Source organism: Cellulosilyticum sp. (assembly GCF_982396655.1).
In genome coordinates this window covers 51,592-69,968 of the sequence record NZ_CEVXFV010000006.1, presented here as the reverse complement: position 1 = coordinate 69,968, position 18,377 = coordinate 51,592, and the positions used below count along the sequence as shown (strand labels likewise).

The following is an 18,377-nucleotide window of genomic DNA, read 5'->3' as shown; positions in this document are numbered from 1 at the left end:
TTATGGCACTAAGGCATAATGAGTAGTTAAAAATTACTGATGTGAAAGCCATAGTAGCAGTGAGCGAAGCGACTAGTGGATAAATAATGAGTAAATAAAGGAGTGATAAAAGCATAATCAAAGCATGATGAAGGAAGTTTTGCAAGAAGGATAAAAAAATGTTGCATGAAATTTAGCATGATATTATAGGACAAAATGCTGAAATAGGGGTTTTGGGAATTAGAGTATATGATAATAGAAGAGAAGATAGATGCGGTCAAGTTGTAGTATTTATATGAAAAGGTTTAAGATGTAGAACTATAAGAATAAAAAAATAGGGGTAAGAGACTATGAGAGCCAATATTTCTAAAATATTATTAGAAAATACTACAAAAATAATATAAAAACAAAAAAACTTTCAGAAAGATATTTACAGGTGTACATAAATTATGTATGATAAAGAGGAATTAAAAATGCAAGAAAAAATAAAACATAAATTATTTGTATATAAAATTCTTTATTATAACTAATAAGTGTACTGGAGATGATTACATGAATAATACTTGGAAAAAAATGAAGTTACCAAAAGAAGTAGTGGAATTACTTAGTAAACAAACATCTGTCATAATGCCTGAGACGAGAGAAGATTTATTAGACCTTGCAATGGGAGAAAAGTATCAAAAGACTTTTCAAGTTGCTTATGATGTAAAAGGAAAAGGACCTGTAGTAGAAGCGGAAGTTGTAAGATGTAAAAATGGGATTTCAGCTAACTATAAGGAGATGTATATGAGAAGACGTGACCCAAATAGTATGGTAATTGGGGATTACAAGCCTACAGATAAACCTAGATATAAAGAGGTTTATGGGCAAGAGTTTGAAGAAGTACGTCAGGAAACATTTGATTGGCTTAATGAGCAAGAACTTATTGTATTACCATTCTTAGCAGGTGGTAGTAGAATGGGGTATGAAGCAATTATGATTGGACCTCGTAATGCAGCCTTCTTTGCAGCAGCGCTTGCAGACCTTCAAGCATTTGTACCACCAAGTGAAGTGAGAGATGGCTTTACACCAAGAGCGATTGTATACGTAGCGCCACCTTTTAGACATACACATTTTAACGGTAAACAAGTGGTTGTACATAATAGATTAGATGAAGTACATGAAGTATTCTCATATAACTTATATCCAGGACCAAGTGCTAAAAAAGGTATTTATGCAGTACTTTTAGACATTGGTGAACAGGAAAATTGGGTCACTTTACATGCTTCGACAGTTAAAGTTATTACACCTTATGAAAACGTGCTAACAATTATGCATGAAGGTGCTAGTGGTGGCGGAAAAAGTGAAATGGCTGAACAAATTCATAAAGACGCTGAAGGAAACATTTTACTTGCGACAAATCTCGTAACAGGGGATAAATCTTATATTGATATTAGTGCAAGTTGTGAACTTAAACCTGTAACAGATGATATGGCTATGTGTCATCCAAGTCTTCAAAATGATAGTAAAAAACTTGTTGTAACAGACGGCGAAGAAGGATGGTTCCTACGTGTTGATCATATTACAGAATATGGGACAGACCCACATTATGAAAAAATGTGTATTCATCCACAATTACCACTTGTATTCTTAAACATGCGTGCAACACCAGATGCAACATGTCTTCTTTGGGAGCATACTATTGATGAGGAACGTGGTAAACCATGTCCAAACCCACGTGTTATCATGCCAAGAGCTTTTGTGCCAAATATTATAGATGAACCAGTAGAAGTAGATATTAGAAGCTTTGGTGTTCGTGCGCCTATGTGTACAAAGGAAGAACCAAGTTATGGTATCATGGGGATGTTCCACATTCTTCCTCCAGCACTTGCATGGATTTGGAGGCTTGTAGCACCTCGCGGTCATGCGAACCCAAGTATATTAGATAGTGATGGCGGTATGAAGAGTGAAGGTGTAGGATCTTATTGGCCATTTGCTACAGGTAAAATGGTAGACCAAGCTAACCTTTTATTAGAGCAAATTTTAGCAACACCAAATACAAGATACATTCTTATTCCTAATCAACATATTGGTGCTTACAAAGTAGGTTTCATGTCTCAATGGGTTGCAAGAGAATATTTAGCGAGACGTGGTAGTGTACAATTTAGACCAGAACAACTGCAAGCATCTAGATGTCCACTTTTAGGTTATTCGTTAGAAAACTTAAAGGTAGATGGTATGGATTTACCAAAAGTATTATTAAGAACACATTTACAACCAGAAATTGGTGAAGAAGGTTATGATAAAGGAGCAACAATCTTATCTAACTTCTTTAAAGAAGAATTACGTAAATATTTAACACCAGAATTACATCCATTAGGAAGACAAATTATTGAATGCTGTTTAAGAGATGGCAGTTTAGAAGAATATGTAGATTTAATTTCTATTAAGTATTAAATATAGTGGGGGATAAAAATGAACTACCTTATAAAATGACAGATATGGATGATAAAGATGTAAAATAAAGTAAATACAGTAAAGAATATGTATAAAATCATTTCGAAAAACTCATTTATTAACAAACTGTTTACAATTTAGAATTAAATTGTACAAGAACTGGTAGTAATATATAGAAGAACGGAACAGTGGTCGCATCGGAAGCGACCATATATATTGATAATTATGTTACTTTATTCCCCTAAACTCGAAACTCCCCTAAACACATTATAAAGTAACATTAATTATTCAAATAGCAAACCCTTACAAAACTCTATTTTTTACACCACATCCCCCAATGTGGTGTATTTTTTTGCGCAAAAATATGGGGGATGGAATAATAGGGCCGCAATGGGACTGCGCTGTGGCTAGCTGCAGCACAGTCCCATTGCTATTTTATTGCATACCGTATTTTTGAAAGAAAATGTGGATATGAAGAGCGTGTAATAGCAGCTTCGGCTTTAAATAACTTTTCACTCTTCACCTTTCACTGCCTTTTATTACCTTTAACTGATTTTTATATTCCCCACATAAGTTAAGCGTATAATGGTTTGAAAATTAGATTAATGGGTTATATTTAATAGGTATAATGTCGAAATGATATGAAAAGAGAGAAAGGTGGCAGGGCATGTTAACGGAGCGATTAGAAAGTTGGTATGATAAGGTTGGGAGGAAGATTCTGATAGGGATTGCCATTATTGTGGGGGTATATATCTTTTTTAGACTTAGGATATTAGGACTTGTGGCGCCTTTTATTGTGGCTTGGATATTTTCTTGTATATTGAATCCTTTTGTGACCTGGGCACATAGAAATATTAAATTAAATAGGGGTGTGGGAACAATCATTAGTATGCTTACTATTTTGAGTGCGCTTGTGGGACTTGTTTTTGTGATTGTTAAACAGTTGTGGCTTCAAATTTTGGGATTGGCACACGATTTGCCTTCTTATAGTAATAGTTTTGTGGAGGGCTTTAATTTGTTTGAAGAGAAGCTTTCTGCTTTATTTAAATTAGTGCCGGCGACGGAGGCACTTAGTAATATTGATACAGTGATTGCACAGTTTATGAAGAGCTTAAGTAGTTTGATTACATCTATTATACCTAATGTGTATGAGGCAGTAGCTGCGGTACCGGATGTGGTAATCTTCATTGTTATTACGCTGCTTTCTACCTTTTTTATGACAAAAGATCATTATTATATTAAGGGATTTGTGAAGGCGCAGCTTTCTGATACGATTATTGATAAAGTTGTGGTGATGCAAGAAGGCTTATTACAGGCTGTAGGGGGATATATTAAGACGCAGTGTATATTAATGAGTATTACATTTACGATTTGTTTAACAGGGTTATTTATATTAGGACAACCTTATGCGCTACTTTTAGCTTTAATCATTGCAATTATTGATGCATTACCTGTGTTTGGAAGTGGGGCGATATTGCTACCTTGGGCTTTTTATAATATTATAGTAGGGAACTACTCATTGGGCTTAGGACTAATTATAATCTATGGTGTAATATTTGTTATGAGACAAGTAATGGAACCTAGAATATTAGCAAATCAAATTGGGGTATATGCATTAGTTACTATTATGGCTGTTTATATTGGGTATAAAATTATAGGTGTATTAGGATTAATCATAGGGCCTGCACTAGTAGTGATTTTACAGATGCTACAAAATGTGGGGGCATTGCCACAGTTTAAGCCGGTGAAGAAAATAGACCATAGGGGAGAATAGTTAAGATGAGAAACATACATGTTGAGGACATTACAAATGCAGTAAAGAAATTGTGTATCGAAGCTAATTATTATTTACCAAAGGATGTTTACGACGCACTTGAAGCAGGTAAGCAAAGAGAAGTAAGTCCAGTAGGCAAAAGTATTTTAGAGGATATCTGTGTGAATGCGGATATTGCTAAAAATGAGGATATTCCTATTTGCCAAGATACTGGTTCAGCAGTTATTTTTGTGAAGTTAGGTCAAGAAGTACATGTGGAGGGCGGCCTTTTAAAGGATGCAATTAATGAAGGGGTACGCCGCGGCTATACAGAAGGTTATTTAAGAAAATCTATTGTAGAAAATCCACTTTATCGTAAGAACACTGGAGATAATACACCAGCTATTATCCACTATGAAATCGTAGAAGGAGACAATATTGAAATTCTTGTGGCACCAAAGGGTGGCGGTAGTGAGAATATGAGCAAAGTATATATGCTCAAACCATCAGATGGTATCGAAGGTGTGAAGAAGGCTGTGAAGGAAGCTGTAAGTCTTGCAGGACCAAATGCCTGTTTACCTGTTGTTGTAGGTATTGGGATTGGTGGAAACTTTGAGAAGAGTACACTTTTAGCTAAAACGGCACTAACACGCCATGTAGGAAGTCATAATGAAGATCCTCGCATGAAAGCCCTTGAAGAAGAACTTTTACAAGAAATTAATGCAATGGGTATTGGACCTCAAGGCTTAGGCGGAAAGGTAACAGCCCTTGCTGTACATATTGAAACTTATCCATGTCATATTGCATCTATGCCACTTGCTATTAATATGGGGTGCCATGTTAATAGACATCAAAGTGTAGTTTTATAAAAGAGGGTGTTGCAAAATGGGCCGCTGGAGTATCTCAGCACTACACGCTACACGCTACGGAATTTGTGATACTCTAAGCACGAAGCCTAAAGCAACGCAGTGAACTCGCGCTCGTTTCACCGCGCTGCTCAGAGAGCATTGCTAGAGGTGCTTTAAATGGGAAATATAAATGAGATTTTATAATAGTAGATCTGAATATAAGGGGGATTAAGGTGAGTGAAGTAGTAAATGTACCAATGACAAGAGAAGAAGCAAGAAGCCTTAAAGCAGGTGAAAAACTTTTATTAAATGGAATTATGTACACATCTCGTGATGCGGCGCATAAGAGGATTGTAGACGGTTATAAAGAAGGAAAGCCATTTCCTATTGACCTTAAAGATGTCGCTATTTATTATGCAGGACCAGCACCAGCTAAGCCGGGACAAGTGATTGGAAGCTGTGGACCAACAACAAGCGGACGTATGGATGCTTATGCACCACAGTTTATGGCTTGGGGGCAAACTGTTATGATTGGTAAAGGTCTTAGAAATGATGCCGTTATTGAAGCTATGAAAAAAGAAGGGGCTGTATATCTTACAGCTATAGGTGGTGCAGGCGCGCTACTTTCTAAATGTGTGAAAGAAATGGAATGTGTAGCTTATGAAGATTTAGGAGCAGAAGCCATTTATAAATTGAAGGTTGAGAACTTCCCTGTTATTGTAACCATAGATAGTGAAGGAAATAATCTTTATACAACAGGTAAAGAGGCATACTGTGAAGAAAAGTAACGTATAGTTAAATAGGACTTAAGTATAAGGTTAAGTCAAGCGAGGAGGATAGCAAATGGGGTCTGATGAAAACGAAGATAGCAAAAAAGTTCAAGAAGATATTCTAGGCGTACATAGTCAAGAAGAAAGCAAGGAAAGTAACGTGAGTGAGGCAACAGGCACAGCACAAAGAAACGAAACCAATAAGGAGTATACAAATGCCCAAAATATGGCAGATGGTCAGAATGCTAGAAGAAATGAAAGAAATCAGCAGCAAACAATGCCACCACAGCCACCTGTAAGAAGAGGTAGAAATAAGCCGCCTAAGAAACCTATGAATGGTTGGCTTGTAGCTTTTTGTGTACTTTGCGGATGTATTGCATTTGTAGTACTTTGGAGTAATGTATTTAAAGGAATCTTGGGAAGTGGTGTAAGTAGTGCGGCTTCTTATGTGCCTGCGGGTAATACAATTGATGTTATTTATGTAGAAGGAACTATTGCAGAAGGTCAGACAGCCTATAATCATGTGTGGACGCTGAATCGTATTGATGCGCTTATGGATAATGAATCAAATAAAGGGGTCATGCTCTATGTTAATTCACCAGGTGGAGGAATTTATGAGTCTGACGAACTATACTTAAAGCTTAAAGAGTATAAAGAAAAGACAGGTAGACCTGTTTATGCCTATATGGCGCAAACGGCTGCATCAGGTGGTTTATATGTATGTATGGCAGCAGATAAAATCTATGCAAATCGTATGACGATGACTGGTTCTATTGGTGTTATTATGTCGCTTACAGATACAACAGGACTTCAAAAACTAATTGGTATTAAATCAGAAAACATTGTTTCTGGTAAAAATAAAGCCATGGGTAATCCACTTACAGATGAACAAAGAGAGATTTTACAAGGGTTAATCGATGAAAGTTATGAAATCTTTGTAGATGTTGTGGCAGAAGGACGCGGCTTAGATACGGAAACAGTTAAGAAGTTAGCTGATGGTAGAGTATATAGTCCAAATCAAGCAAAAGAATTGGGATTAATTGATGAAATTGCTGATTTTGACACAGCTGTAAGTCAGATGAAAGATGAAAATGGCTTAGAGGATTGTAAACTTTATTACGATCAGCAACCAATGAGTTTCTGGGAAGAACTTATGTATGGTATCTCTAATATAGGAAACATTGGTGCAAATAGTGATTTTAGTACCATAAGGTCTTATATTGAAGATCATGAGGGCATGAAGCTAATGTATATGATGGCGAACTAAATGAAGCAGTAAAAAATAAAATTAAGGATTGAAAATTAAGATTAGAGATGAGCAAGCTAAGGAATTAGCTTGACTCATCTTTTTTGATTTTGATGGAAATTTTGGTGACGATGTCTTCGGGATTTTGGACAGAGAGCTGATCTACAAGGATTTCTTCATAAGAATAGCCCTCTGGCGTGAGGTTGTGCGCTTGAAGAAAATCAAAGAGCTTGGCATAAAGTAAAGGTGTCTTGTCGTAGAAACCTTTGAGATAACCTACGGCATAGCGACCAGCAGGTTTGGTGAAGGCGTAGGCTGGTGGAAGTATTTCGACCTTAGTGAAATAGTAGGCTGGGTCCCAGAAGCGACCAGCATATAAGGTATCTAACGTTAACATGGCACCAATAGGGTAACCGATATCTAGTTTATGTGCAGCACAGTATTTAAGATGTTCAGTATAAGTTTGAATGTCGTAATCGTCTTCTGTAGGCTTTACCTTATTACTGAGCACAAGGAATTCTTCTTTTTGATCTTCTAAAGCGATTTCTGAAGGAAGATTTAAGGCAGACTGAAGTAATTGGGTCTTGATACTAAGGGATTTCTTGAGTGCCATGAGGTTTTGAATTTGTGACTCGATTTGTGCCTGCTCTGCAGTGAAGAAATCAATAGCCATTTCAGGTGTGCGGTGGTCGATGAAGTATTTGATTTCTTTAAGGGGCATACCAAGCCGCTTGAGCTGTAAGATAATATCAAAGAGCTCCACTTGGGCTGAAGAATAATAACGGTAGCCGTTATCCAATACTTTATCAGGATGAAAAAGCCCTATTTCATCATAATGAAAAAGTGTTTTTTTATGAATCCCAAAGAGTTTGGCAAATTCTCCAGTGGAAAAATATTTATTTGAAACATATGACATGTATAAAACCTCCTATTGACTATCCTGTTACTGGATACTCTATTATAAGATAATGCAATTAATGATTCAAGAGAGATGAGCTTACAAGGAGGAGACATGGAACATTCATTTGATAAGAAGACGACCTTTTGGTCGCTCATTCGCTATACATTTCCGACGGTTGTAATGATGGTATTTTTCTCATTATATACAATTGTAGATGGTATTTTTATTTCGAGATTTGTGGGGGCTAATGCGCTTTCGTCTACGAATATTGTATATCCTTTAGTAGGATTATTATTAGGCATAAGTGTAATGTTTGCCACAGGTGGAAGTGCCATTGTGGCAAGGTTGATGGGGGAAAAGAGAGAAGAAGAAGCAAGAGAAGCTTTTACATTGATTATTAGCACAGTAGCCGTTGTAGGTATTGTACTGGGCATTTTGGGTGTTGTTTTCACAATCCCGTTAATTAAGGCATTAGGGGCTACACCAGTTTTATATGAATATTGTCAGACGTATGCAAGCATTATGATGTGGTTTGCACCTATTATTATGCTAAAAATGTTTTTTGATTATTTTTTAGTAACAGCAGGAAAACCAACAATAGGCTTGATTAGTGCAGTACTGGGCGGCGTTATTAATATGGTGCTAGACTATGTATTTATAGTGCCTATGAATATGGGAATAGCAGGTGCAGCACTGGCAACATGTATTGGTTATACATTGCCTTGTATCATTGGATTAAGTGTATTTTTAAATAAGAAAAATAGCCTCTACTTCGTAAAGGTAAAATTAAGATGGCGCTATATTAAAGAAAGTGCCTTTAATGGATTCTCAGAAATGGTAACACAGATTTCAGGGGCCATTACAACTTATTTATATAATATTGTAATGCTGAGATATTTAGGCGAAGATGGTGTAGCAGCAATTACAATAGTGCTTTATGTGCAGTTTTTATTAGTGGCAGCGCATTTAGGATTTACCTCTGGGGTTGCCCCACATATTAGTTATAATTATGGAAAAGATAATAAGGAAGAACTGAAAAATATCATGAAACATAGTATGGTATTTATAGGGATTCTTTCATTAGTATCCTTTGGCGTGAGTATCGCAATGTCTTCTACTTTAGTAGGGATTTTCACACCAAGAGGAGAGGCTGTATATGACATTGCATTATATGGTTTCCAGCTATTTTCAATAGCCTTTATCTTTTGCGGTCTTAATATTTTTACAAGTGGAATGTTTACAGCCTTTTCAAATGGCAAGGTATCTGCCCTGGTATCTGTACTTAGAACACTTGTATTCGTGGTAATAGGGCTAGTTGTCCTACCGACTATGCTAGGTGTAAATGGGGTATGGTTAGTCATTCCTTTTGCAGAAATTACAACAGGTATTATAGCCGTTATCTATTTACGAAAGGGTAAAAAGATGTACGGTTATTAATCATTTTAGATAAATAAAAATAATAGACCTAATGTAGCATTGCTTTAAAAGTAGAAAGTGATGCTATGTTAGGTCTATTATTTGTTATAAAATATTGAATAAAAATATAATAAATGTTACAATTTTCTAAAATACGATATATTTATACTTTGAATATTTCAATTTAGGGAGGCGTGCAAACGTGGAGTATTGGCAGAAGGAAGAAACATTAAGTTTAGAGGAAAAGAGAAAATTACAGGGAGAAAGACTTATTAAGACTGTTCATAGAGTCTATGATAACGTACCATTCTATAATAAAAAGATGAAAGATATAGGAATTGAACCTGGTGATATTAAAGGAATCGATGACTTAAAAAATCTTCCTTTTACAACAAAGCAGGACTTAAGAGATAATTACCCATATGGACTTTTTGCAGCACCTATGAAAGATGTTGTTAGGATTCATGCATCTTCAGGAACAACAGGGCAACCTACAGTAGTTGGTTATACAAAAGATGATATTAAAATGTGGCAAGATGTCTTCGGAAGATGTGTAACAGCTTATGGCATTACAAGTGAGGATATTGTACAGGTAGCTTATGGATATGGTCTATTTACAGGAGGCCTTGGGGCGCATTATGGTTTTGAAGGTGTAGGGGCAACCGTTGTACCTATTTCAGGTGGAAATACCAAGAAACAAATTCAGCTTATTCAGGAGTTTGGGACTACAGCACTTGCATGTACGCCATCGTATGCTTTATATATTGGTGAAACAATGAGGAATATGGGCATTGACCCTAGAAGTACTAATCTTCGTGTGGGCGTATTTGGAGCAGAACCATGGACAGAGGAAATGCGTGAGCAAATTGAGAGCCTCCTTGGTATTCAGGCAATGAATATTTATGGCTTAAGTGAAATTATGGGGCCTGGTGTAGCCTTTGACTGTCAAGAAAAGAAAGGTTTACACATTAATGATGACCACTTCGTACCAGAAATTATCGATCCTACCACATTAGAAGTACTGCCTCATGGGCAAGAAGGGGAACTTGTGTTTACCTGTGTCACTAAAGAAGCATTGCCACTTATCCGTTATCGTACAAGAGATCTTTCTTACCTTGATGATACACCTTGTTCATGTGGTAGAACATTAATCCGTATGGGACGTATTAATGGACGCAGTGATGACATGCTCATCATTCGTGGTGTAAACTTATTCCCTTCACAAGTAGAAAGCGTTATCTTAAGGGTAGCAGAAGTAGCCCCACATTATGTACTCATTGTAGACCGCATCAATAACCTAGATACTCTTGAAGTATGGGTAGAAGCTAAAGAAGGCTTAATCACTGATGCAATTAAATCAGTAGAAAGAGTAGAAAGACGTATTACAGATGACCTCTTTAGTTTAACTGGATTACATATCAAAGTTAAAATTGTAGAGCCAAGAACAATTGAACGTAGTGAAGGAAAAGCAAAACGTATCATTGATAAGAGAAAGAAATAGAACTAATCAAAAAATAATAATGATATAATAGAAGTAAGTAGGACGAAAACAGGGCGGCATAATGAGGAGGAATAAAAATGATTATACAACAACTTTCAGTTTTTATCGAAAATAAGTCAGGGAGATTATATGAGGTCATGCAAACATTAGGTGATGCAGGGATTAATGTATCAGCCCTTTCAATTGCAGATACTTCAGATTATGGGATTGCAAGACTTATTGTTACAGAACCTAAAAAGGCTATGGCACTTTTGAAAGAACAAGAATTCTCAGTACAGATGACACCAGTAATCTGTTGTAAACTAGAAGATAAGCCAGGTGAACTTAAAAGAATGCTTGCAGCTTTAACAGAGGATAATATTAGCCTTGAATATATGTATGCTTTCTCAAAAGGTGAGGATGCGCTTATTATTCTTAGAACAGAGGACTGCGAACATACAATTGCAAGTTTAGCAAAACATAATTTAGAGATTATGAAAGCAGCAGATATTTATCAAATTTAATAAGTTTGGAATTTAAAAGTTAAAGGGGCTACCCCAGATTAATCAGTTGGATTAGTTAGGAGGTAGCCCTACTTTTATACCATTTTTAGAAAATGAGATGTTTCAAGGCATTTTGCCTAAAAATAAATGTATAAAATTTAAAATTTTAAACAATATGTAAGAATTCATTTGGTGATTAGAGATAAATAACGAGGTTAATTATATAATATTTTATAAAAATATATAAAATTATATTTATTTAACTAAAGGTGTGATATAATCAATTTAATTCTAAATAAACAGGAGGGGACAACATGCAGACGTATTTTTGGAGGGAAGGCAGGGCAGTTAGTTACGAAGAATTACTAGAGATATTAAAGCAAATTATCAATCGCAAAGTGATTGATGAACTAGCTGATGATGAAATTGATAAGTTGTATGTAAAAGTCTGTGATACAGCTTATCTAAGTATGAAAAAGTATTTAGAAGAAAAGAATTTTAAAATCATTAATCCTAAACAGGGGTTACTAACGGCTTATCAAGTAAAGTTAGTTCAAGATAAGGGATTATGGGATGAAGCATTAGAACGTAAGAAACTTATTGAAGAAGGCGTGCCTTCTTATAAACAAGCTTATGAAAAAGGGTTAAAGAATTTTATAAAAGAAGATTACTATCCAGCGCTAAAAGCAATGGAAAGTAAATTAGGCACACCACATTTCGGCAATGAAGAATAAAAACAAAAACTTTGGATGAGATTAAAAATTTGGACTAAGAAACATAAATTCATATGTAACGAGAACATAAAAAAGATGGTATGAAACTATGCTTAACGCGTTTCATACCATCTTTTTTTATGTCTCAAAAATGTCTAGCGGTTCTATGGCGTAACACTTTTATTCGCATGTTTCTTTGAGAGCATTTAGGTTGAGAATTTTAAAGGTGTTTTTGTAGTAATCAATGAGACCTTCATCTCTCATGCGTCCTAATTCTCTAGACATGGAAGGACGAGAAACATTGAGGTAATCTGCAAGTTCATTGCGACTAAGGGGTATATTAAAGGAAAGAGAACCCTGTCTATTAGATTCATTGAGGAGATAAGTGGCAAGCTTTTCACGCATCCCCTTGAGCATAAGCAAATCAATCTTGTGATTGAGCACATAATTTTTTTCACCGAGTAGGAGCATCATATTGCGGATAAGTTGATGATGGAAGGTACAACTATGCCCACAGGTTTTAAGAATTTTTTCATAAGGAATAAGAAGAAGCATTGTTTTTGCAGTAGCTTTAGCACTTACTGGTGCTAAACGCTTGGTAGTACAGACAACACCTTCACCGAAGAGTTGGCTTTCACCTAAAAAGGCCACGATATTGCGGTTGCCATTAATCGTTTCCTTAGCAATTTCCATGGCACCTTCTAAGACGATATAAATGTAAGAAATATCATCACCTAAATGAAAGGCATATTCGCCTTCTTCTAAGGATTTAAAGGAAACATTGAGGCAACCGAGTAAGTCCTTAAGTTCATGGGGGGCAACTCCTTTAAAGAGTGGACATGCCAAAATAGTTTCTGTATAAGACAAGACTAAGGGGCTTGTAAATAGTACGTCATGCATAGGTAAGGTCCTTTCTATATATGCAATTTAATATAGATTTCACATTACTAAAATTTAGTAATGTGAAATCATTAGGAGAAAACTATTTATGTGATGAATCATTTAAAGTTATAGTTAGTTTCTCTATATAGATTTCACATTTATAAAATTTAGTTATTCATAACTTTTAGTAATGTGAACTCATTGAGAGAAAACAATTTACCTAGATGTAGATTTCAAGGTTATAGTTGGTTTCTCTATAGATTATTTCTCTATATAAAATTTTAAAAAAATAATTTTTTGTAGCTGTGGCTACATATTTGATGTAAGTTTTATATTAAGATGTTCTTAGTAATAAGTCAAGGAGGAAGACCAAATGAGCGCATTTTTAGGACCAATTCATTTTTGGTTATATAATAAAATCCAGTTACAACAAGATATTGTAGAAGATATGATAAAGTTAGGGGAAACAGTAGGTATTGCAGATTTAAAACAAACTTTAGATGAAAAGTATGGTGTATCTGAAAGACGTCCATTAGAAGAAGTAATTGATGAGATGAATATTCATGGCTGGCTTCAAGGACAAGTTTCACAAGTAGAATATAAGTTAGCTGAATGTGTTAAAGCGTTATTAGCACAAGATGCAGCTAATATGGAAAGCTTAAAAACACTTTTCTTTAAAAGAGGAGAAGCAGTTGGAAGTAAGTTAGCACAAACAGAAGGTTTAAACTTAGAGATGATTTATAAAGGAATTTCAGATAGTTTATTAGATGGAATGCCTTGTGATCATGCTATTCGCATTGTGAGCCAAGATGAGCAGGAAATCGTATGGGAACGCATGACATGTGTCCATGAAAGATACTGGCAAGAAGTAGGAGAAGCTATTCACCACTATTATGCATTAAGAGAAGAATGGCTCAAAGGTCTTGCACATGCAGTAGGCGTTAAGTTTGTGAAACGAGACGAGAGAACATATAGTATGAGCACAAAATAAATAACTATAAATAGGAACTAGAACGGAAGGAGATCAAAGTGATGGATAGTATTGAAATAATGATGGCGGAGCATCGTTTGATTGAGAGAATGTTAAAGGTAATGCGTAAAGCTTGTTATGGGATTATGCAAGGTGAAGAAATTAATTATAATGATTTTGAAATGATGATTGATTTTGTAAGAAATTATGCAGATGCACATCATCATGGCAAAGAGGAAAAGTTCTTATTTAATGAAATGGTGGCACATTTAGGACCATTAGGAACAAAGCTTGTTAAAAATGGTATGCTTGTGGAACATGATTTAGGACGTCTTCATATGCAGGAACTTACAGCGGCACTTGCGCGTGTTAAAGGTGGCGATAATGAAAGTAAACTTGATGTTATTGCCAATGCCATTAGTTACACACATCTTTTAACAAGACATATTGGAAAAGAAGATGAAGTGGTTTATACTTTCGCTAAACGTCAACTTCCAGCGGAGATTTTAGAAAGTGTCAATGCACAAACTCAAGTATTTGAAGAAGAAGCAGAAAAAAATGGTACACAAAAACACTATATTGAGATGTTAGAGGCCTTAGAAGAAAAATATAGTGTTTAAAAATGAAAGATTAAATATAAGATGACATATAAGAGAAGATGTGGATGCTATAAAACTATTTGGCTAGTTTTATGGCATCCACATTTTGTCGTAGGCTAGAAATGACAATAGGAAGTTGGATACATTATAGAAGGTATGTTATGATGAAAGCGTAATGATTTTGAACAGGAAAAAGGTTGGAGGTAGGAAAATGAAATATAAGGCAGTTTTATTTGATTTTGATTATACTTTGGCATTTTCGGAAAAGGGGATTTTGATGTGTTTTAAACATGTGCTATCAGCACATGGGCATATGGGGATTTCTGATGAAGCCATCAAATACACCATAGGGATGACTTTAGTAGATGGATTTAAACATTTAACAGGAATTGAAGATGCAGCTATACTTGAAATGTATCGTAAGGAATATATTGCAAAGGCAGATGAAGTGATGACGGCAAATACGGTGTTATATCCAGAAACATTGCCAGCATTAAAAGAGCTTAGAGAAGCAGGAATGGAAATAGGCATCATTTCGACTAAGCTGCGTTATCGTATAGCTGAGACTTTTAAGCAATATGAGATTGAAGATTGGATTAAGCTTATAGTAGGCGGAGAAGATGTAAAGGTAGCTAAGCCATCGCCAGAAGGCATATTATATGCGATTAAAGAATTAGGGATTACAAAAGAAGAAGTATTATATGTAGGAGACCATGTCATTGATGCACAGGCTGCTCAGAATGCAGGAGTAGATTTCGTGGGTGTAACGACTGGGACAACTAAAGCAGCAGAATTTGAGGCATATCCACATATTAAGATTATAGAAACATTAGAAGGTTTAGGTGAAGTTGTATCTCACTAAACCTATCTAGGCAAAATAAAATGAACCATATATCCTAGTATTTTAGGGATGTGGTTCATTTTGTTTATAGTGAAATGTATATTAAAGGTCATCATCAGGAACAGGGGTAGAATCTACATTATCAAAAACATGAGAAAGGGCATCAAGCTCTGCAGAAGAAAGTAGGGATTCAGCGTCTTGTTCTTCGATAGTGTGCGCAGTCATGGGTGGTGCATCTGGAATCTGCTTAGATTCTGAAGACGCTACATGAGGTGATGGACTAGGCTGACGGTTGAGGATAGGAGAATAGAAGCGAATAACCATTTTTCGAACGAGCGCTACAGCCTTTTGATAAAGCTCATAATCATGCTGAAGCGTTAAGTTTAAACTACATGTTATTAAAGAAGAGGCTTCTAACTTAGATGTAGTAATAGGAGTGTCTAAACTATGAAGTGTCATAATTAGATAATCTGTACCCGTTAATTGATAGTAGGTTTCGAAAAATACATCAGCTGAGACAATATTAAACTTAGGTTCAGTACATAAAAAGTACAGAGAAATCTCATAAGAAGGTGCTAATGAGAGGTCACCTAGTTTGATAGGGGTATAACCTTTAAATAAGTAATCTAAATCAGTATATAGGAGTCCACCAGGTGCACTAGGGAAAGTATGAAACTGTGGTACCTCGGCAAGCTGAATAATGTTAATACCCGTTGGATTTTCAGCTAATAATAAATGATTTAATATAAAATTTGAATAAGCGTCAATATAAGCTTGAATATTTTCCTGCATAGTATCTATTTCCTTTAATTATTTATTAATGTTGATATTTATAAAAATAACTTTTATGTACTATAATTCAATAAAACACCATAAGGCTAGTATACCACAATTAAAAATAAAATCAGAATAATAATTGTCATAAAAATAAAAAATCTACATTTTGGGTAACAACTGTTTAAATTTTTATAAATTCATAACAAGGTATAGATTGCACATTACTAAAAATTAAACAGGCGTCTTATGACAAGAGTGTATACAAGAGATACAATTTTGTCATAAGACGCCTGTTTGTTTTAAAAAGAAATTTGCTTTAAAAATTATTTTTTAAAGATACCAAATGGTTTACCAACGGGTAAGAATACTCTTCCAAAGTGAGTATTTAATACTGCTGCGCCACACCCATAGAATGATACGATAGCAATGAGTAATTCAGCGTATGCAGCAAGTTGATGTGTTGCATGTGTCATGATGCCAAATGATGTTAATGTAAGTCCAAGGAATAAGAAATCAATAAGTACGAAGATTGTAAAGAGTACTTTGTGAGTTTCCATTGCACCAATTGTCATGAATAATGTAAAGATTAAATAGCCTAAATAAGCAAATCCAAGCTGTTTAGTATCGAAAGATGTAGCAAGTGCTTCACCGAATACACCGTTTTGAATTAACCATGTGAAACCAACTGCGTACCAGAAGAATGCATAAGCACCGAAAGCAGTTGCTCCAAATGTATTATTATGTTTGAAATCATTGATAGAAGCCATAAGTTGTGCACTTGCTCCTAAGAAAATAGCCCAAGGAATAACAAATGATACTCCTGATGTTAACCCTAATTTTTGTGATGATGCCACAAGTGTGATGATTGCAAGTCCAAATAACCCTAAGGCAGATGGATCAGCTGTGACAACTTTTACCTTTGTTTCGTTCGCCATAGTAAGCCCTCCTAAAAAGTTGAAAATACTCGTCTATCATATCACAATTGTACTTCGTGTGTACATGGAGAACATTGGAAAATATGAAGAAAATATGATGAATCTTGTTATAAATATTTAGGAAATAATTGTTAATTAAATATAAAGAAGGTGCTACGCGTAACACCTCCTTTTAGGCTGTGAACTTTACATAATGAAATTATTAAAAATGACGATATAAAAAATGTAGGTAAATATGGAATTTATAAGGAGGACGGCATGGAGGTGTTGGATAAGGATAAACACGGTAAACAGATTGCCGAATATGCAAATAGAGGATTATTATGCATTCATATAGCCTTGTTATTAATGTTTCTGACCTTTAAGGCTTATATTATGGTAGGCGTTAATGTTTTAAGTATTGCAGCGTATATATATGCGATGAAAGTATTAGAGGAAGATAGAGTAAGAGAGTACTTATATTTAGTATACTGCGAGGTAAGTATGCATATGATGCTTGCTGTAATAATGATGGGATGGAGCTGGGGATTTCAATTACATTATTTTGTATTGGCCCCTATTAGTTTTTTATGTGAATATAGTGCACAAAGTAAGAAGGCGAAAACACGTCCTATAATGGTAAGTTTAGCAACAGCAATACTCTTTCTTAGTTTAAGGTCTTACACCCAACACTTTGAACCGGTATATCAAGTTGAATATTATCAAACTATTCATCTCATTTATTGCGTGAATACGTTTATAGCGTTTGGATTTTTAATTGTATATATGGATTATTATACTAAGTTTATTGGAAGATTAGAAAATAAGTTAAGAAGTATTGCGGAATATGATGAGTTAACGGGGTTATATAATAGAAATCATATGAAATATATTTTAGAGACAATTGTGAAGGTAGATGAGGAAAGTCAAACGGAGATGACAGTGGCAATTCTAGATGTAGATAATTTTAAGCGAATAAATGATACATATGGTCATATTGCAGGGGACTATGTACTCAGTAAGATTGGAGAGATATTAAAGCCAGAAGGAGAAGAGATATTTGTGGCAAGATGGGGTGGCGAAGAATTTATGGTAGTTCAGACACAATATGAACATATTAGTCAGTGCTATCAAAGATTAAATAATTGGCGTAAGCAAATTGAGAAGGAAAAATTTATTTATAATAGTCAACAAATACCTGTAACGATTACGGCAGGAATCGCTGAATTTAAGCAAGGCGATAATGTGGAAGAGATTATTCAACTAGCAGATGAACGCTTATATATCGGTAAAGGGTGCGGTAAAAACTGCGTAGTATAAGATAGGGAAAAAATTTATATAGTTGACAA

17 protein-coding genes are annotated in these 18,377 nt (G+C 35.2%); 13 read left to right on the top strand and 4 right to left on the bottom strand.

Annotation, left to right across the window (positions count from 1 at the left end; all coding sequences use genetic code 11):
* Positions 1 to 552: 552 nt before the first annotated feature.
* The 5 genes from AC1VAQ_RS04225 (at position 553) to sppA (ending at position 7,053) form a co-directional block, all read left to right on the top strand.
* The gene (locus tag AC1VAQ_RS04225; RefSeq protein ID WP_479903507.1) at positions 553 to 2,415 is read left to right on the top strand and encodes a DUF4914 family protein; all 1,863 of its coding nucleotides are present in this window, start codon (positions 553 to 555) and stop codon (positions 2,413 to 2,415) included.
* Between the two features lie 667 nt (positions 2,416 to 3,082).
* Positions 3,083 to 4,189 carry a sporulation integral membrane protein YtvI gene (ytvI, locus tag AC1VAQ_RS04220; protein ID WP_302599360.1) on the top strand — a complete coding sequence of 369 codons (1,107 nt, stop codon included), beginning with the start codon at positions 3,083 to 3,085 and terminating at the stop codon, positions 4,187 to 4,189.
* A 5-nt stretch (positions 4,190 to 4,194) separates the two neighbouring features.
* Positions 4,195 to 5,037 (top strand): fumarate hydratase, encoded by an 843-nt coding sequence (locus AC1VAQ_RS04215; protein WP_302599358.1) that lies wholly within the window; start codon positions 4,195 to 4,197, stop codon positions 5,035 to 5,037.
* Positions 5,038 to 5,249: 212 nt separating this feature from the next.
* Positions 5,250 to 5,804, top strand: a complete 555-nt coding sequence (locus AC1VAQ_RS04210) for a Fe-S-containing hydro-lyase (RefSeq protein WP_302599357.1) — start codon at positions 5,250 to 5,252, stop codon at positions 5,802 to 5,804.
* A 55-nt stretch (positions 5,805 to 5,859) separates the two neighbouring features.
* Positions 5,860 to 7,053 carry a signal peptide peptidase SppA gene (gene sppA, locus AC1VAQ_RS04205; RefSeq protein WP_302596741.1) on the top strand — a complete coding sequence of 398 codons (1,194 nt, stop codon included), beginning with the start codon at positions 5,860 to 5,862 and terminating at the stop codon, positions 7,051 to 7,053.
* Positions 7,054 to 7,117: 64 nt separating this feature from the next.
* Here the strand turns inward: sppA and AC1VAQ_RS04200 are convergent, their stop codons facing one another.
* Complete coding sequence (locus tag AC1VAQ_RS04200; protein WP_302596740.1) at positions 7,118 to 7,948, bottom strand: MerR family transcriptional regulator; 831 nt, start codon at positions 7,946 to 7,948, stop codon at positions 7,118 to 7,120.
* A 96-nt stretch (positions 7,949 to 8,044) separates the two neighbouring features.
* On the opposite strand from AC1VAQ_RS04200, the gene AC1VAQ_RS04195 reads away from it, so the two are divergent.
* The 4 genes from AC1VAQ_RS04195 (at position 8,045) to AC1VAQ_RS04180 (ending at position 12,066) form a co-directional block, all read left to right on the top strand.
* Positions 8,045 to 9,370, top strand: a complete 1,326-nt coding sequence (locus AC1VAQ_RS04195) for an MATE family efflux transporter (RefSeq protein WP_302596739.1) — start codon at positions 8,045 to 8,047, stop codon at positions 9,368 to 9,370.
* A 181-nt stretch (positions 9,371 to 9,551) separates the two neighbouring features.
* On the top strand, positions 9,552 to 10,850 hold the full coding sequence (locus AC1VAQ_RS04190; protein WP_479903506.1) for a phenylacetate--CoA ligase family protein: 1,299 nt from the start codon (positions 9,552 to 9,554) through the stop codon (positions 10,848 to 10,850).
* A gap of 77 nt (positions 10,851 to 10,927) precedes the next feature.
* Positions 10,928 to 11,353 (top strand): acetolactate synthase, encoded by a 426-nt coding sequence (locus AC1VAQ_RS04185; RefSeq protein WP_302596737.1) that lies wholly within the window; start codon positions 10,928 to 10,930, stop codon positions 11,351 to 11,353.
* Between the two features lie 293 nt (positions 11,354 to 11,646).
* Positions 11,647 to 12,066: a hypothetical protein gene (locus AC1VAQ_RS04180; protein WP_302596736.1), complete on the top strand. Its 420-nt coding sequence runs from the start codon at positions 11,647 to 11,649 to the stop codon at positions 12,064 to 12,066.
* A gap of 159 nt (positions 12,067 to 12,225) precedes the next feature.
* Here AC1VAQ_RS04180 and AC1VAQ_RS04175 read toward each other — a convergent pair whose 3' ends face one another.
* Positions 12,226 to 12,945 (bottom strand): Crp/Fnr family transcriptional regulator, encoded by a 720-nt coding sequence (locus AC1VAQ_RS04175; protein WP_302596735.1) that lies wholly within the window; start codon positions 12,943 to 12,945, stop codon positions 12,226 to 12,228.
* A 355-nt stretch (positions 12,946 to 13,300) separates the two neighbouring features.
* On the opposite strand from AC1VAQ_RS04175, the gene AC1VAQ_RS04170 reads away from it, so the two are divergent.
* The 3 genes from AC1VAQ_RS04170 (at position 13,301) to AC1VAQ_RS04160 (ending at position 15,358) form a co-directional block, all read left to right on the top strand.
* Positions 13,301 to 13,918, top strand: coding sequence for a hypothetical protein (locus AC1VAQ_RS04170; RefSeq protein ID WP_302596734.1), 618 nt, complete (start codon positions 13,301 to 13,303; stop codon positions 13,916 to 13,918).
* Between the two features lie 41 nt (positions 13,919 to 13,959).
* A complete protein-coding gene (locus AC1VAQ_RS04165) occupies positions 13,960 to 14,517 on the top strand; it encodes a hemerythrin domain-containing protein (protein WP_303243938.1) in 558 nt (185 codons plus the stop codon).
* A gap of 190 nt (positions 14,518 to 14,707) precedes the next feature.
* Complete coding sequence (locus AC1VAQ_RS04160; protein ID WP_302596732.1) at positions 14,708 to 15,358, top strand: HAD family hydrolase; 651 nt, start codon at positions 14,708 to 14,710, stop codon at positions 15,356 to 15,358.
* 81 nt (positions 15,359 to 15,439) lie between these two features.
* On the opposite strand, the gene AC1VAQ_RS04155 is transcribed toward AC1VAQ_RS04160, so the two are convergent.
* Together AC1VAQ_RS04155 and AC1VAQ_RS04150 are read right to left on the bottom strand one after the other, a co-directional pair.
* Positions 15,440 to 16,129, bottom strand: coding sequence for a hypothetical protein (locus AC1VAQ_RS04155; RefSeq protein WP_303243939.1), 690 nt, complete (start codon positions 16,127 to 16,129; stop codon positions 15,440 to 15,442).
* Positions 16,130 to 16,437: 308 nt separating this feature from the next.
* On the bottom strand, positions 16,438 to 17,049 hold the full coding sequence (locus AC1VAQ_RS04150; RefSeq protein WP_302596730.1) for an acetate uptake transporter: 612 nt from the start codon (positions 17,047 to 17,049) through the stop codon (positions 16,438 to 16,440).
* Between the two features lie 258 nt (positions 17,050 to 17,307).
* On the opposite strand from AC1VAQ_RS04150, the gene AC1VAQ_RS04145 reads away from it, so the two are divergent.
* Entirely contained in the window at positions 17,308 to 18,348 is a 1,041-nt protein-coding gene (locus AC1VAQ_RS04145; protein ID WP_302596729.1) for a GGDEF domain-containing protein, read from the top strand.
* Positions 18,349 to 18,377: the final 29 nt, after the last annotated feature.